This is a genomic window from Ancylobacter mangrovi, assembly GCF_024752335.1.
Taxonomy (GTDB): domain Bacteria; phylum Pseudomonadota; class Alphaproteobacteria; order Rhizobiales; family Xanthobacteraceae; genus Ancylobacter; species Ancylobacter mangrovi.
Genome location: NZ_JANTHY010000001.1, coordinates 905,610 through 921,681, shown reverse-complemented (window position 1 = coordinate 921,681; position 16,072 = coordinate 905,610). Strand labels below are relative to the sequence as shown.

Genomic DNA, 16,072 nt, shown 5'->3' with positions numbered 1-16,072 from the left:
CCCGGCGCCCGCCCCTCGACATATTCTCCGCCCCGCCCGCAACACGCGAACCGCGACGCAAATAGGGCCTTCCGCTCCGCGACGCCCTAGGCGTGCGGACGGGCGACCCGGATTCCTACATCGACCGCATCGGTCGTCCCGACGCGGCGCCGAACCCCTCTACCAAAGCTTCGGTGCCGTCAAGTGCCGCCAGCTGTCTTTGTACATCGAGAAACCGTGCCCAGTTCATTTCGGTGGGCTCCTCCGCGAGGCGTTTCTCGGCTTCCTTCAGGTCTCTAGATAGGGCGTGGCTTCGGCGGTGCAAGCCCAGCCGCTGATGCCACCACAACTCGACGTCGCTGCGCGCGGCGTCCGCATAGGCGGGCCAGTCGTGCCGCGGCACCGCGAGCTGGGCGAGGCGCGCGACGAGCGGGGCGAGACCCGCCGCCTCCAGCCGGGCGGCGACGTGCGCGGCGTCCTCCGCCTCGCCCTCCATATGGGCGTCGAGCAGGGCGTGGCGCAGCTCCGCCATCTCCTTGTTGAGGAACGCCATGGCGGCGAGTTCCTCGGCGAACTGGTCCAGCAGCCAGGGATGGTTCATCGCCGCGAACAGCAGCAGCGCCTCGTTGCGCGGGATCTGCACCGCCGCGCCGCGCAGCAGGGCGGAGCGGCGCATCGCCTCGCCCGCCACCGCGGCGGGCGGCCGCCGGCCGGGGAAATTGCCCCGTCCCGCCCCGCGCCCCGCGCCTCGCCCGGCCGGGGCGGCGTCGCGCCGGCCGCTCCCGCCCTGCACCACCACGGGCTGGAACAGGCGGCGGAAGCGCTCCATCAGGTCGCTGCGGTAGTGCTTGCGCACGGTCTCGTCGGCGATCACCCGCACGATCTCGCCGATGCGCGCCTCGAGCGCGGCGCGCCGCTCGGGCGTGTCGACGCTGGCGCTCTCCATCTCGCGCGTCCACAGCACCTCGGCGAGCGGCCGGGCCGAGCCGAGCACGGCATCGACCGCCTCGCGCCCGCCGGCACGCACCAGATCGTCCGGGTCCTGCCCGTCGGGCAGCGTGCCGAAGGTGAGGCTCATGCCGGGCTTGAGATGCGGCAGGGCGAGGTCGAGCGCGCGATAGGCCGCGCGCCGTCCCGCCTTGTCGCCGTCGAACAGCAGCACCGGCTCGGGCGCCATCTTCCACAGCAGGGCGAGCTGTTCCTCGGTGAGCGCGGTGCCGAGCGGGGCGACCGCGCCGGCGAAGCCTGCCTCGACGAGGGCGATCACGTCGACATAGCCTTCCACCGCGATCACCGGCGCGCCCTTGTGGGCGGCGGCGCGGGCGTTGAAGCCGTTGTAGAGCAGCGAGCCCTTGTGGAAGAGCGAGGTCTCGGGCGAGTTCAGGTACTTGGCCGGGACGTCCTTCTCCAGCGCCCGCCCGCCGAAGGCGACCACGCGCCCGCGGAGGTCGGTGATGGGGAACATCACCCGGTCGCGGAAGCGGTCATAGGGAACGGGCACGTCCTCGGCGGCGATCAGCAGGCCGGCCTCGACCATGTCCTCCACCGGCACGCCGCGCGCGCCGAGCGCCTCCTTCAGCGCAAAGCGCTCGGGCAGCGCGTAGCCGAGGCGGAAGCGCGCCTGCGTCGCCGGGCCGAGGCCGCGATCGGCGAGATAGCCGCGTCCCTTGGCGCCGGCGCGGCCCTGAAGCGTCGCCTCGAAATAGCGGGCGGCGAGGTCCATCACCTCGTGCAGCGTCTTGCGGCGGCTCTCGCGGACCTCTTCCTCACGCGACTGCACCGGCATGGGCAGGCCGGCCATGGAGGCGAGGCGCTCCACCGCTTCCGGGAAGGGCAGGCCCTCCACTTCCATCAGGAAGTCGAACTGGTCGCCATGCTTGCCGGAGGAGAAGCAGTGATAGAAGCCCTTCTGGTCGTTGACGTAGAAGGACGGCGTCTTCTCGGGATTGAATGGCGAGAGGCCGCGCCATTCGCGGCCCTGCTTCTTCAGCTGGACGCGCTTTCCCACCACCTCCGACACCGGGAGGCGGGCACGGATCTCGTCGAGGAACGAGGGCGGGAAGCGCATGGCGGCAGCGGGTCTTTCGTCGGGCAGCCCGAATCAGCAGGCAAAAGCCGGGCCGCATCGGCCCATTAGGCATCCATGGTGGCGCTTAAGTGGCGCCCGCGCCGAGCACCATCTGTCCACTATCATCCGCTATCCCCAGTATCCACCGGGCCGGCCTGCGCACGAGGCGCCCTCAGGCGGCGGGCGCTACCGTCAGCCGTCCCTGGACGCCGCGCCGGTCGATCAGTTCCTCGACCAGCCCGCTGCGCTTCGCCGCCTCGACGAAATGGCTGATCGTCTCAAGCGCGGCGTGCTTCGCGCGCGGCGTGCCGATGGCCTGGCGCACCGCCGTGTAGCCGCCCGGCAGCACCCGCGAGCCGGGGATGCCGGCGGCATCGCCCAGCAGGCCCGGCCGCAGCCCGGCCAGCGCGTCGAGCTTCTCGCCGACGAAGGCGGCCAGCGTCTCCTTGCCGGATTCGAACTGCACCAGCATGGCGCGCGAGATGTTGCGCTCCAGCCAGAGGCCGTAGGCGGTGCGCCGGGTGACGGCGATCCGCACGCCCGCCGCGTCCACCTCGTCGACGGAGGAAAAGGGCGAGCCGTCGGGGACGAGATAGGTCGCCTCGATCTCGCAATAGGCGGGCGCGAAGCTGATGAACTCGGCGCGCTGCGGCTCGGCGCCGATCAGCGCGATATCCCACTCGTCGCTCCCGGCCGCGTCGGCGATGAGGCCGGGCGAGGAATAGGGCACCAGGGCGAGCCCGACGCCGAGATAGTCGGCGAAGGCCCGTGCCATGTCGGGCGACACGCCCACCGGATCGCCTTCGGGCGTGCGGTCGGTGACCAGCAGGAAGTTCGAGAGGTTGATCCCGGCGCGCAGCACGCCGCCCGGCGCCAGCAGGTCGCGGATGTCGGGCGATGGAGGGGCGAGACCGAGGCGCGAGGACGACGCTGACGGATTCATGTTCCCTCCATGCCTTCTCGGCAAAAACGCCCTCTCGGCACGCCGTCCGCGAGCGGGCCGGCACCGGCTAGCGGGGATCACCTGCCCGTTCAGGCCGTCAGCAGCGCCTTCACCGTGCCGCTCGCCTTGCCGAAGTCCATCACGCCGGTGTAGCGCTCCTTCAGCGCCGCCATGGTGCGGCCCATGTCCTTCAGCCCGTGGGCGCCGATCTCCTGGATCACCGCCGCGATGGCGGCCTGCGATTCGGCCTCGGTCATCTGCTTGGGCAGGAAGGTCTGGATGACCGCCGTCTCGTCCCGCTCCTGGGTGGCGAGGTCGACGCGGCCGGCCTCTTCATAGACCTTCGCCGATTCCTCGCGCTGCTTGATCATCTTGGTCAGCAGCGCCATCACCTCGTCGTCGGCGAGCGGATCGCGGCCATGGCCGCGCGCCTCGATGTCGCGGTCCTTGATCGCCGCGTTCACCAGCCGGAGCGTCCCAAGGCGCGTCTTGTCCCCGGCCTTCATGGCCTCTTTCAGGGAACTGTTGATTTCATCCCGCAGCACTTCTCAGCCTCTTCAAATGCGCGGGCCGGTCGTGCGGTGCTGTTCCGCGCCCTACCGTCATCCGCGTTCGTATTGTTGATCCGCCCCGACGCCCCATGCACCGTCGACCGCTGCCACCGTCCGCAGCGGATGGCGTTCCCGCAGCCATCCGCCCGCCGAAGGACAGATGCGCAACCACAAGGCTGGCGTCCGGCGCGGCGACCGACTAATTAGGACACACGACGACAGGGAACAAGACACGATGAACGGAAGCGCTGGACAGCCCTCCGACGACGAAGTGTGGGTCGAGGACGCCTGGGCCGAGCCGGTGCCGACGGCACTGCTGGTGCTGGCGGACGGCACGGTGCTCGAAGGCTTCGGCCTCGGCGCCACGGGCCACGCGGTCGGCGAGGTATGTTTCAATACCGCCATGACCGGCTACCAGGAGGTGCTCACCGACCCCTCCTATGCCGGGCAGATCATTACCTTCACCTTCCCGCATATCGGGAATGTCGGCACCAACGAGGAGGACATCGAGACCATCTCGATGGCCGGCGCCTCCGGCGTGCGCGGCGTGGTGCTGCACTCGGCGATCACCGACCCCTCGAACTACCGGGCGACGCGCCATTTCGACCAGTGGCTGAAGGCGCGCAACATCATCGCCATCTCCGGGGTCGACACCCGCGCGCTGACCGCGCTGATCCGCGACGGCGGCATGCCCAATGCGGTGATCGCCCACGCGCCGGACGGGGTGTTCGACGTCGAGGCGCTGAAGAAGGAGGCGGCCGAATGGCCCGGCCTCGTCGGCATGGACCTCGTGCCAATGGTCACCTCCGCCCAGCGCTTCACCTGGGACGAGACGCCCTGGACCTGGCCCGAGGGCTACGGCCACCAGAGCGCGCCCGCGCACCATGTCGTGGCCGTGGACTACGGCATCAAGCGCAACATCCTGCGCCTGCTGGCCCGCGCCGGCTGCAAGGTGACGGTGGTGCCCGCCACCACCACGACCGACGAGATCATGGCGCTGAAGCCGGACGGGGTGTTCCTCTCCAACGGTCCGGGTGACCCGGCCGCGACCGGGGAATATGCCGTGCCGGTGATCCGCGACATCATCGCGGCCGGCGTGCCGACCTTCGGCATCTGCCTCGGCCACCAGATGATCGGCCTCGCGGTCGGCGGGCGCACGATGAAGATGCATCAGGGCCACCACGGCGCGAACCATCCGGTGAAGGACAGGACCACCGGCAAGGTCGAGATCACCTCGATGAATCACGGCTTCGCGGTCGATCGCGACAGCCTGCCGGCGAGCGCCGAGGAGACCCACGTCTCGCTGTTCGACGGCTCGAATGCGGGCATCCAGCTCACCGACAGGCCGGTGTTCTCGGTCCAGTACCACCCCGAGGCCAGCCCGGGGCCGCAGGACAGCCACTACCTGTTCGACCGCTTCGTCGAGATGATCGCGAAAAACAAGAAGGCGGCGTGAAGCCGCCTTCCGCGTCGGGGGCGCATGACGCGCCCGCGCCGCCTGCCCTTCCCCCCCGCCAGAATCTGGTTTAAGGGAAGCGCCCAATCCGCGGGGGAATGCCTCGCCAAGAAAGTCCGATCCGGGTTCGGCCAAGGACGCGTTGCCCGACGCGTCCTTTTTCGTGTGCCCGGACAAATGCGCGAGCCGCACGGGATCCGATGCCGAAACGCACAGATATCTCCACCATCCTCATCGTCGGCGCCGGACCTATCGTCATTGGTCAGGCCTGCGAGTTTGACTATTCCGGCACCCAGGCGTGCAAGACCCTCAAGGCCGAGGGCTACCGCGTGGTGCTGGTGAACTCCAATCCGGCGACCATCATGACGGACCCGGACCTCGCGGACGCCACCTATATCGAGCCGATCACGCCGGAGATCGTCGCCAAGATCATCGCCCGGGAGCGCCATGCCATCCCCGGCGGCTTCGCCCTGCTGCCGACCATGGGCGGGCAGACCGCGCTCAACTGCGCGCTCTCGCTGCGCAAGATGGGCGTGCTCGACGAGTACGACGTCGAGATGATCGGCGCCACGGCGGAGGCGATCGACAAGGCCGAGGACCGCGAGCTGTTCCGCGACGCGATGACCAAGATCGGCCTCGACACGCCGCGCTCGCGCCAGATCAAGACCTTGCCGCAGGCTCTTGAAGCTCTGGATGAGATCGGCCTGCCGGCCATCATCCGCCCGTCCTTCACCATGGGCGGCCAGGGCGGCGGCATCGCCTACAACAAGAGCGAATATATCGAGATCATCGAGCGCGGCATCGACGCCTCCCCCACCAATGAGGTGCTGGTCGAGGAAAGCGTGCTCGGCTGGAAGGAGTACGAGATGGAGGTCGTCCGCGACAAGGCGGACAACTGCATCATCGTCTGCTCGATCGAGAATATCGACCCGATGGGCGTCCACACCGGCGATTCGATCACCGTCGCCCCGGCGCTGACGCTGACCGACAAGGAATATCAGCGCATGCGCGACGCCTCGCTCGCCGTGCTGCGCGAGATCGGCGTGGAGACCGGCGGCTCCAACGTGCAGTTCGCGATCGACCCGGAGACGGGCCGCATGATCGTGATCGAGATGAATCCGCGCGTGTCGCGCTCCTCCGCGCTGGCCTCGAAGGCGACCGGCTTCCCGATCGCCAAGGTCGCCGCGCGCCTCGCGGTCGGCTACACGCTGGATGAGATCGCCAACGACATCACCGGCGGCGCCACCCCGGCCTCGTTCGAGCCGACCATCGACTACGTCGTCACCAAGATCCCGCGCTTCGCTTTCGAGAAGTTCCCCGGCGCCGACCCGGTGCTCACCACCTCGATGAAGTCGGTGGGCGAGGCGATGGCGATCGGGCGCACCTTCCAGGAGAGCCTGCAGAAGGCGCTGCGCTCGCTGGAAACCGGCCTTACCGGGCTCGACGAGATCGAGATCGAGGGCCTCGGCCTCGGCGACGACAAGAACGCCATCCGCGCCGCCATCGGCACGCCCACGCCCGACCGGCTGCTCAAGGTCGCGCAGGCGATGCGGCTCGGCCTCGACGACGAGGCGATCCACGCCGGCTGCAAGATCGACCCGTGGTTCCTCGCGCAGATCCGCGAGATCGTCGACATGGAAGCCAAGGTGCGCACGCACGGCCTGCCGCGCACCGCGGGCGCCTTCCGTCGCCTCAAGGCGATGGGCTTCTCGGATTCGCGCCTCGCCGGCCTCGCCCGGCTGACCGAGGCCGAGGTCTCCGCGCGCCGCCGCGGGCTCGACGTGCGCCCGGTCTACAAGCGCATCGACACCTGCGCCGCCGAGTTCGCCTCGCCCACCGCCTACATGTACTCGACCTACGAGACCCCGTTCGCCGGCGACATGGTGGACGAGGCGCGCCCCTCGAACGCCAAGAAGGTCGCCATTCTCGGCGGCGGCCCGAACCGCATCGGCCAGGGCATCGAGTTCGACTATTGCTGCTGCCACGCCGCCTTCGCGCTGAAGGACGCCGGGTACGAGACCATCATGGTCAACTGCAACCCGGAGACCGTCTCGACCGACTACGACACGTCGGACCGGCTCTATTTCGAGCCGCTGACGGCGGAGGACGTGATCGAGATCCTCGACCGCGAGCGCTCCAACGGCGTGCTGCACGGCGCCATCGTGCAGTTCGGCGGCCAGACGCCGCTCAAGCTCGCCCGCGCGCTCGAGGAAGCCGACATCCCGATCCTCGGCACCTCTCCGGAAGCGATCGATCTCGCCGAGGACCGCGACCGCTTCAAGACGCTGCTCGACAAGCTGAAGCTGCGCCAGCCTTCCAACGGCATCGCCTATTCGGTGGAGCAGGCCCGGCTGGTGGCGGCTGACCTCGGCTATCCGATGGTGGTGCGCCCCTCCTACGTGCTGGGCGGGCGGGCGATGCAGATCATCCGCGAGGACAGCCAGCTCGGCGACTACCTGCTCGGCACGCTGCCCGGGCTGGTGCCGAACGACATCAAGGCGCGCTACCCGAACGACAAGACCGGCCAGATCAACACGCTGCTGGGCAAGAACCCGCTGCTGTTCGACCGCTACCTGTCGGACGCGATCGAGGTCGACGTCGACTGCCTCGCCGACGGCAAGGACACCTTCGTGTGCGGCATCATGGAGCACATCGAGGAGGCCGGCATCCATTCGGGTGATTCGGCCTGCTCGCTGCCGCCCTACTCGCTGTCGCCGCAGATGATCGCCGAACTCGAGGCCGAGACCCGCAAGCTGGCGCTGGCGCTTCAGGTCGGCGGCCTGATGAACGTGCAGTACGCCATCAAGGACGGCACGATCTACGTGCTGGAGGTCAATCCGCGCGCCTCGCGCACCGTGCCCTTCGTCGCCAAGGTGATCGGCCAGCCGATCGCCAAGATCGCCTCGCGCATCATGGCCGGCGAGACGCTCGCCTCCTTCGGGCTGACGCCCTTCACCGGCGGCCACGTCGCGGTGAAGGAGGCGGTGTTCCCCTTCGCCCGCTTCCCCGGCGTCGACACGGTGCTGGGGCCGGAGATGCGCTCCACCGGCGAGGTGATGGGGCTCGACGGGTCCTTCCCGGTGGCCTTCGCCAAGAGCCAGCTCGGCGGCGGCACCAAGGTGCCGACCTCGGGAACGGTGTTCATCTCGCTGCGCGACGACGACAAGCCGCGCATCCTGGAGACGGCGCGGCTGCTGGTCGCGCTCGGCTTCAAGATCATCGCCACCTCCGGCACGCAGCGCTTCCTGGCCGAGAACGGCATCCACGCAGACAAGATCAACAAGGTACTGGAAGGCCGCCCGCACATCGTGGACGTGATCAAGAACGGGGGCGTGCAGCTCGTGTTCAACACGACCGAGGGCGCGCAGGCGCTGGCGGATTCGCGATCACTGCGCCGTGCGGCCCTCTTGCACAAAGTGCCATATTACACCACGCTATCAGGTGCCATCGCAGCGGCGCGAGGGGTCAAGGCCTATATTGGCGGCGATCTGGAAGTGCGCGCCCTGCAGGATTACTTCGGCTCCGGCCCTCAATGACATCGCTCGCGGCGATGCTGGATGGCCGCGACAGACTTACATGACCGGCCGTCGCGGATGCGCCTTCAGCCCAAGGGGGTCGAAGGTCGCCGCGCAGGGCTGCATTTGCATTTTGGGAGGTCAAGAAAAGACCTATGGAAAAGATTCCGATGACCGCCGGCGGCCACGCCGCCCTCGAGAGCGAGCTCAAGCAGCGCCAGCAGGTCGATCGCCAGCGTATCATCGCGGCGATCTCCGAAGCCCGCGCCCATGGTGACCTGTCCGAGAACGCCGAGTACCACGCGGCCAAGGAACAGCAGGCGCTGAACGAGGGCCGCATCGCCGATCTCGAGGACAAGCTGTCGCGCGCCGAGATCATCGACGTCGCCAAGTTGTCCGGCGACACAGTGAAGTTCGGCGCCACGGTCACGCTGATCGACGAGGACACCGAAGAGGAGAAGAGCTGGCAGATCGTCGGCGACATGGAAGCCGACGCCAAGGCCGGCCGCATCTCCATCTCCTCGCCCATGGCCCGCGCGCTGATCGGCAAGAAGCTCGGCACCTCGGTGGAGGTCGTCACCCCGAAGGGCGCGCGCTCCTACGAGATAGCCGACGTCCGCTTCGCCTGACGCCTTTCCCGCGACATGCCGGCCCTCTCCATGCCCCGTGAGGAGACGCCCGCGGCGACGAGCCCCGCGGCCGTCGACGTCGCGCGGCTGGAGGTGGTGGCGCCGAACTTCAAGCGCCGCCTCTCCGGCGTCACGGCGACACTGGAGCGGGTGCTGCCGTTCCAGGCACGCGAGGTCCACATCGCCGCGCTCGGCCCCGGCCTCGCGCGGGAGGTGCCGCATATCGGCTATGCCGACCTGCTGCGCTTCTGGCGCGCGCCGGCGCGGCGACGCGCACGCATCTGGCACGCCCGGCGCAATGTCGAGATGCTGGCGGGCGTGCTGCTGCGCGACGTACTGCGGATGCGGCTGCTGCTGGTGTTCACCTCGGCCTCGCAGCGCTGGCACACGCGCTGGACGCGGTTCCTGATCGGGCGCATGGACGGCGTCATCTCCACCTCGGAGAAGACGGCGTCCTATCTCGAGCGCCCCTCGAGCGTGATCCATCACGGCATAGACATCGCCCAGTTCGCCCCGCCCCCCGACAAGGCGGCGGTGCGGGCGGGGCTCGGCCTGCCGGCGCTGAAGCTGGTCGGGTGCTTCGGGCGTATCCGCGCGCAGAAGGGCACCGACGTGTTCGTCGACGCGCTGATCCGCACCCTGCCCGACCATCCCGGCTGGGGCGGCGTCGTGCTCGGCCGGGCGACGGCCGCGCACAAGGACTTCTTCGCCGAGCAGAAGGCCAAGGTCGAGAAGGCCGGCCTCGCCGACCGCATCCTGTTTCCCGGCGAGGTCGCGACCTCGCAGACGCCAGCCTGGTACGGCGCGCTCGACCTCTATGTCGCGCCCCAGCGCTGGGAGGGGTTCGGCGTGACGCCGCTGGAGGCGATGGCCTGCGGCGTGCCGGTGGTGGCGACCACGGTCGGCGCCTTCGACGAGCTGGTGGTCGAGGGCGAGACCGGCAATCTCGTGCCGCCCGGCGACGTCGACGCCATGGCCCAGGCCGTCCGCGCCTTCATGGCGCTCGACGAGGCGGAGCGCGCGACCAGAGCCGAGGCCGCGCGGCGCCATATCGAGATGACGCATTCGATCGAGATCGAGGCGCAGAAGATCAACGCGGTCTACGAGGCGGTCTGGGCCGCAAAGGGCTGACCCGGCTTCGCGCGCCCTCTACCGGCCGTCGAGGCCGAGCACCGGCGCGATCAGCTTCGACAGCTCCGCCCTCTGGTCCTGCTGCGGCGGCTCCAGCCGCGTGAGCGTCGCCGCGAACTGCTCGCCGGTGACGGTTCCCAGCGGCAATATGGCGAGGCTCTGTCCGGCGACGCCCCAGCGCGCGGTGCACCAGGAGGCGATGGCCTCGCTCGCATAGCCGTCATGGACCTTGGCCGAGCGCAGGCCGATGACCGGGCGCTTGGCGGTGATCCCCTCGGCCAGCATGCTCATGGAATCCTCGGTGACGACCACCGCGTCGGCGCCGAACAGCGCCCGCACCGAGCCCGGCCCGGCGCTGCGATAGTCGACGAACTCGGCCAGCGCACCCTCGGCGGCGAGCGCGGCGAACATGACCCCGACCTCGTCCGGCGTGCGGCGCGAGGTCGAGACGCGCCAGCGTACGCCGAAGTCGCGCGCCGTCTCGCGCACCAGCCGGATCAGCGCCTCCCACTCGTTCTGCGGCCACTCCTTACGGTAGGCGGTGCCGCCGACCAGCAAAGCGAGCTCGGCGCCCCGCAGATCGGCCGGCGCGGCGAGACGGCGCGGGGGCGCATAGGCGTCGGGATCGATGGTTGAGGGGATCAGCGCCCAGGCGCAGCGCGGATTGCCGGCCGCGCGCGGCGAGGCGACGACCATGAGGCTCACCTCGCGCGTGTCGTAGCCGCCGATGCCGCCCGAATAGAGGAAGGGCAGCCCGCCGAAGACGCGGCTGAGCAGGATGCCGGCGGCGATGGTCGGCCGCCCCGAACCGATGATGACGTCCGGCCGCTCCAGCGCGTCCGCCTCGATATGGTACATGCGGCGCAGCCAGGCGCGCGCGTCGCGTCCGTAGCGGCGCATGATGAGCTTGCGCACGTCGTCATGGGCGAACCAGGAGGGGCGCACGTCGATCCGCGCGACCTCGGTCTCGCCGAGCCGGCCCACCGCCAGCGCGACGCCTTCCGCCTGGTTGAAATGGCCAGGCTTCTTGTCGCGCAGGACCAGCAGCTTCACCGCGAGGCCCCGCGATTGCCGGCGCCGAACAGCTTGCGATGCGCCGAGCGGGCGAGCTTCTGCGTGCGGTATATCGCCCTTTCCCGCGCCCTCACGCCGAGCCCGACGAGGCCGCCGACCTCCCCGTCCCAGGTCTTGAAGGCGACGCGGTTGCGGCGGTGGATCGGCATTTCCCGGATGGCGGGAAAGTGCGGCTTCAGCCGCGCCAGCCACCACGTCGCGTCGTGCTGGGAGACGTGGGCGTTGCGCCCGTCCGAGAGCAGGATCTTGGCCGGGCCGGTGTCAATGACGAACAGCGCGTGGGTCGCCACCGCCGCGATGCTGGCGAGCACGGCGTCGATCTCCTCGTCGGGAATGTGCTCCATCACGTCGACATTCACGGCGAGCTCGACCCGCCCGGACGGCAGGGCGGAAAGCTCGGGGATCGCGGGATCGTAGCGGTGGAACGTGCCGATGCCCGCCTTGGCGGCGATCAGCATGGCGAGATTGCTCTGCCCGCAGCCGAAATCGATCAGCGAGGCGGGCTTCAGCGCGAGGATGTGGGGCAGCATGTCGGCCAGCGCGTGCCGGGCCGTGGCCCCGTAGCGATGGCGCGAATGGAGCTTCGCATACTCGTCGACGAGGCTGTACTCCACGGCGCTAGCTCCCGAACGCCCGTCTGACCCGGCCGAAGAGACGCTTCAGCCGGCGCACCCGCTTCTCAACCTTCCGGCCCAGCTTGGTCTTCACCGGGGCGTTGGCGAAGGGCGTGCGGGCACGGTGCTCGAAATAGAGCGTGCGGGCCGGGTGGCCGCAATCGGAATAATTCGGCTTGATCTGGCCGATGAAGTGGATGATCCGCGCGTCCTGCCAGATCGACGGGTCGTCGACATAGCGGCCCTTCTTGAGGCGGCGGTGCATGTTCCAGCGCTCGTCGAGCGCCAGCCAGTCGCCGCGCAGCGTGCCGTTCAGCGCGTCCTGGTCCATCATCGGCAGTTCGGGATGGGCATCGACGAACTCGATGACGCGCTCGGACACGCGCTGGCGGCGCCATTCCTCGAGGTCGATCAGCAGCACGCCGCTGTTGAAATAGCGCATGTCCGCCGGCATGCCGATGTCGAGGTTGCGCTTGGCGTGGCGCTCGGGAACCTGGATCGCGATGTCGTCGACCGCCGCCAGCGCGTGGCCCTGCATGTCGATCTCGTCCAGCGGGGCGAGCGAGCCGTTCACCAGCGTGTCGCAGTCGATATAGAGCAGCCGGCCGGTCGCGTCGGCCAGCGTCAGCGGCATCAGGATGCGCGCATAGGCGGTGCGCGAGAGGTGGTGGTTGACCGGCCGGGCGGAGAAGGCGCCCATCGCGTCGGTGAGGTCGATGAATGCGAGGCCCTCGCGGCCATAGCTGAGCCGCAGCCGCTCCTTGTTGGCGGGGCTGACACCGTCGCAGAACACATAGACCGCATCGATGCCCGGCCCGGCCTGTTCGGCCAGGGAGGCAAGCAGCACGGCGGTCAGTTCCACATAGGCGGTATCGGTCGCGGTAGCGACGATCAAGGAAGCTCCCCCTCCATCGGCACCACCGCGGCATCCTTGGTCTGCTTGAGCGTGAGGGCGGTCTTGACGTTGCGCACGTTGGGCGCGCCGGTCAGCTCCAGCACGAAGCTCTGGAACGTCCGCAGGTCCGGGGCGACGCAGAGCAGGATGAAGTCGGTCTCGCCCGAGAGCATCCAGCAGGCGCGTACCAGCGGCCAGCGCTCGACCTGCCCGGCGAAGGCGTTGAGGTCAGCCTCGGCCTGGCTGACGAGATGCACCATGGCGAAGGCCATGAGCTCGAAGCCGAGCTGTTTCTCGTCGAGCAGGGCACGGTAGCCCTTGATGATGCCTTCCTCCTCCAGCGCGCGCACGCGCCTGAGGCAGGGCGGAGCGGAGATGCCGACGCGCTGCGACAGCTCCACATTGGTGATGCGGCCGTCGCCCTGGAGCTCGCGCAGGATGCTCAGGTCGATCGCGTCGATACGGCGTGGCAAGCCGGCAGCTCCTGTCGGGTCGGCGGAAATCGCAATTCCGGCCGCGACCATAGAGCAGCGGCCCGCCAGAGCAATTATCTTTCGCGGCGCCCGCGCGCAATCTTCCCTCTGGAAAACTAAAGGCCAATCATTGCGCGACTTGCAGAGCGGCGGGCCAGCTCTTACATTTTCGCATGGCTGACCTCTGCGGCACTTGCGGACCGCGCATGAGTCGCCCAATTGGCCGGGGTCTTGTCCCGTGGGCCTGCCGCCCGCCGGGTGTGATCCCTCTGGTCCGCAACAGGTGAATCGAATGTCGCCGGCCCTGATTTCGAGTGCGTCGCCCAACCACGTCAAGGTGGTGATCATCGGCTCCGGCCCGGCGGGCTACACCGCCGCCGTCTATGCGGCGCGCGCCATGCTCGAGCCGGTGCTGATCCAGGGCATCCAGCCCGGCGGGCAGCTCACCATCACCACCGACGTCGAGAACTATCCGGGCTTCGCCGACCCGATCCAGGGTCCGTGGCTGATGGAGCAGATGCAGGTCCAGGCCGAGAAGATGGGCACCCGCATCGTCAACGACATCGTCACCAAGGCCGACTTCTCCTCCCGCCCGTTCCGGCTGGAGACCGATTCCGGGCAGGTCTGGATTGCCGAGACGGTGATCCTCGCCACCGGCGCGCAGGCGCGCTGGCTCGATCTGCCCTCCGAGCAGGCCTATCGCGGCTTCGGCGTCTCCGCCTGCGCGACCTGCGACGGCTTCTTCTACCGCGGCAAGGAAGTGTTCGTGATCGGCGGCGGCAACACCGCCGTGGAAGAGGCGCTGTTCCTCACCAACTTCGCCTCCAAGGTCACGGTGGTGCACCGGCGCAACGGCTTCCGCGCCGAGCGTATCCTGCAGGAGCGCCTGTTCGCCCATCCCAAGGTCGAGGTGATCTGGAACGCGGTGGTGGACGAGGTGAAGGGCGAGGAAGGCCCGACCAAGGTCACCGGCATCGTGCTGAAGAACGTCGATACCGGCGCCCTCACCGAATACAGGACCGACGGCGTGTTCGTCGCCATCGGCCACGCGCCGGCGACCGATCTGGTCGCGGGGCAGCTCAAGCTCAAGCCCTCGGGCTATGTCTGGACCGACTCCCATTCCACCCAGACCTCGGTGGAAGGCGTGTTCGCCGCCGGCGACGTCGCCGACGACGTCTTCCGCCAGGCCGTGACCGCGGCCGGCATGGGCTGCATGGCGGCGCTGGAGGCCGAGCGCTTCCTCGCCGCCAACGAGCCCCTCGCCGAAGCCGCCGAGTGAGCAGCTGAGCCATGGAAAACAAGGCCAACCGTGCCCGCGACATGGACTGGGACAAGCTGAAGGTCTTCCACGTCGCCGCGGAGGCCGGCTCCTTCACCCATGCCGGCGAGGCGCTTGGCCTCTCCCAGTCGGCGGTTAGCCGGCAGGTCTCGGCGCTGGAGCAGGAACTCAACATCCCGCTGTTCCACCGCCATGCGCGCGGCCTGATCCTGACCGAACAGGGCGACCTGCTCTACCGCACCGCGCACGAAGTGTTCATGAAGCTGGAGGCGGCCCGCGCCAAGCTGACCGACTCGCGCGAGAAGCCGAACGGCGAGCTGCGCGTGACCACCACCATGGGCCTCGGCACCCACTGGCTGACGGCGCGCATCGGCGAGTTCCTCGAGCTCTATCCCGACATCCGCATCACGCTGATCCTGACCGACGACGAGCTCGACCTCGCCATGCGCGAGGCGGACGTCGCCATCCGCCTGCGCCAGCCGGTGCAGCCGGACCTGATCCAGCGCAAGCTGTTCACGGTGCACTTCCACGCCTTCGCCTCGGCCGAGTACCTCAAGCGCAACGGCCACCCGCGCACGCTCGACGAGCTGGAGAAGCACCGCATCATCCTGCTCGGCGGCCCGATCCCGAGCTATTTCCAGGGCCTGAACTGGCTGGAGCGGGCCGGGCTCGACGAGGAGGAGCCGGGACGGGTCCCCTCGCTCTCGGTCAACAACGTGCTCGGCCTCAAGCGGGCGGTGGAGCGGGGCGTGGGCATCGGCATCGTGCCGGACTACCTGCTCGAGGATTCCGCCACGCTGGTGCAGCTCTTCCAGGAGCGGCCGACGCCGACCCTGGAAGCCTATTTCGTCTACCCGCAGGAAATGCGGTCGGTGGCGCGCATCCAGGTGTTCCGCGACTTCCTCGTCGCCAAGGCGCAGCGCTGGAACTTCTGAGCTATTTCGCCTCGCCGGCGAAGCTGTCGGCGACCTCGCGCGCGACATAGGCGCCGGCATGGCGCCAGCCCTCGTCATTGTCGCTGCGGAAGCTGAGCAGGCGCTCCAGCACGAGCTTGCCGCTCGTCGTGTCGAGCACGGCGAAGCGCATCGACATCACCAGCGTGCTCATCTTGTGCACCTTGCCCACCAGCAGGAACGCGGCGCCTTCGGCCCGGGCGCGCTCGCGCAGCTTCTCCACGCCCTCGGCGTCGAGCGGGCACGGCTCGGTGCAGGCGAGCGGCAGGCTCGCCAGATCCGCCTCGGCGCCGAGTTCGGTGACCAGCCCCTTCGTCAGCGCCTGGCGCCGGGCATCGTGCTCGGCCTGCTGGTTGCGCGCCTCGCCGGACGAATCGCTGAAGCCGATCTCGGGAATGGCGATGACGGATCGCGCGGCCTCCACGGACGGCGCGGCTTCCAGGGCGGGGATGGCGAGAGACAGCGCGGCGGCGGCGAGCAGCGGCACGGCGAGCGGGCGAAGCAGCATGGCG

The 16,072-nt window shown here is 69.1% G+C and carries 14 protein-coding genes; 6 read left to right on the top strand and 8 right to left on the bottom strand.

Annotated elements, in window-relative coordinates:
• Positions 1-115 precede the first annotated feature (115 nt).
• The 3 genes from dnaG to NVS83_RS04535 form a co-directional block, all read right to left on the bottom strand.
• On the bottom strand, positions 116-2,047 hold the full coding sequence (gene dnaG, locus NVS83_RS04545) for a DNA primase (RefSeq protein WP_258738258.1): 1,932 nt from the start codon (positions 2,045-2,047) through the stop codon (positions 116-118).
• Positions 2,048-2,219: 172 nt separating this feature from the next.
• Complete coding sequence (locus tag NVS83_RS04540) at positions 2,220-2,990, bottom strand: transporter substrate-binding domain-containing protein (protein ID WP_258738257.1); 771 nt, start codon at positions 2,988-2,990, stop codon at positions 2,220-2,222.
• An 89-nt stretch (positions 2,991-3,079) separates the two neighbouring features.
• Complete coding sequence (locus NVS83_RS04535; RefSeq protein ID WP_374114505.1) at positions 3,080-3,535, bottom strand: GatB/YqeY domain-containing protein; 456 nt, start codon at positions 3,533-3,535, stop codon at positions 3,080-3,082.
• 241 nt (positions 3,536-3,776) lie between these two features.
• Between NVS83_RS04535 and carA the strand changes: the two genes are divergently transcribed.
• The 4 genes from carA to NVS83_RS04515 all read left to right on the top strand — a co-directional run bounded on the left by carA (position 3,777) and on the right by NVS83_RS04515 (position 10,272).
• A complete protein-coding gene (gene carA / locus NVS83_RS04530; RefSeq protein WP_258730670.1) occupies positions 3,777-4,997 on the top strand; it encodes a glutamine-hydrolyzing carbamoyl-phosphate synthase small subunit in 1,221 nt (406 codons plus the stop codon).
• Between the two features lie 200 nt (positions 4,998-5,197).
• On the top strand, positions 5,198-8,533 hold the full coding sequence (carB, locus tag NVS83_RS04525) for a carbamoyl-phosphate synthase large subunit (protein ID WP_258738256.1): 3,336 nt from the start codon (positions 5,198-5,200) through the stop codon (positions 8,531-8,533).
• Positions 8,534-8,667: 134 nt separating this feature from the next.
• The gene (greA, locus tag NVS83_RS04520; protein WP_258730672.1) at positions 8,668-9,141 is read left to right on the top strand and encodes a transcription elongation factor GreA; all 474 of its coding nucleotides are present in this window, start codon (positions 8,668-8,670) and stop codon (positions 9,139-9,141) included.
• Between the two features lie 30 nt (positions 9,142-9,171).
• On the top strand, positions 9,172-10,272 hold the full coding sequence (locus NVS83_RS04515) for a glycosyltransferase family 4 protein (RefSeq protein ID WP_258738255.1): 1,101 nt from the start codon (positions 9,172-9,174) through the stop codon (positions 10,270-10,272).
• 18 nt (positions 10,273-10,290) lie between these two features.
• Here NVS83_RS04515 and NVS83_RS04510 read toward each other — a convergent pair whose 3' ends face one another.
• Genes NVS83_RS04510 through NVS83_RS04495 form a run of 4 tightly spaced genes read right to left on the bottom strand, consistent with a single transcriptional unit; the run spans position 10,291 to position 13,328 of the window.
• Positions 10,291-11,325: an ELM1/GtrOC1 family putative glycosyltransferase gene (locus NVS83_RS04510; RefSeq protein WP_258738254.1), complete on the bottom strand. Its 1,035-nt coding sequence runs from the start codon at positions 11,323-11,325 to the stop codon at positions 10,291-10,293.
• Positions 11,322-11,960, bottom strand: a complete 639-nt coding sequence (locus tag NVS83_RS04505; protein WP_258738253.1) for a methyltransferase domain-containing protein — start codon at positions 11,958-11,960, stop codon at positions 11,322-11,324. The genes NVS83_RS04510 and NVS83_RS04505 overlap by 4 nt, the downstream gene beginning before the upstream one ends.
• A 4-nt stretch (positions 11,961-11,964) precedes the next feature.
• A complete protein-coding gene (locus NVS83_RS04500) occupies positions 11,965-12,855 on the bottom strand; it encodes a glycosyltransferase family 8 protein (protein WP_258738252.1) in 891 nt (296 codons plus the stop codon).
• Positions 12,852-13,328 (bottom strand): Lrp/AsnC family transcriptional regulator, encoded by a 477-nt coding sequence (locus NVS83_RS04495; RefSeq protein WP_258730677.1) that lies wholly within the window; start codon positions 13,326-13,328, stop codon positions 12,852-12,854. Before NVS83_RS04495 ends, NVS83_RS04500 begins: the two co-directional genes overlap by 4 nt.
• 292 nt (positions 13,329-13,620) lie before the next feature.
• Between NVS83_RS04495 and trxB the strand changes: the two genes are divergently transcribed.
• Both trxB and NVS83_RS04485 read left to right on the top strand, forming a co-directional pair.
• On the top strand, positions 13,621-14,607 hold the full coding sequence (gene trxB / locus NVS83_RS04490; RefSeq protein ID WP_258738251.1) for a thioredoxin-disulfide reductase: 987 nt from the start codon (positions 13,621-13,623) through the stop codon (positions 14,605-14,607).
• Between the two features lie 41 nt (positions 14,608-14,648).
• Positions 14,649-15,542: a LysR family transcriptional regulator gene (locus NVS83_RS04485; protein ID WP_258731493.1), complete on the top strand. Its 894-nt coding sequence runs from the start codon at positions 14,649-14,651 to the stop codon at positions 15,540-15,542.
• 1 nt (position 15,543) lies between these two features.
• Here NVS83_RS04485 and NVS83_RS04480 read toward each other — a convergent pair whose 3' ends face one another.
• Positions 15,544-16,068, bottom strand: coding sequence for a DUF2380 domain-containing protein (locus NVS83_RS04480; RefSeq protein ID WP_258738250.1), 525 nt, complete (start codon positions 16,066-16,068; stop codon positions 15,544-15,546).
• Positions 16,069-16,072 lie beyond the last annotated feature (4 nt).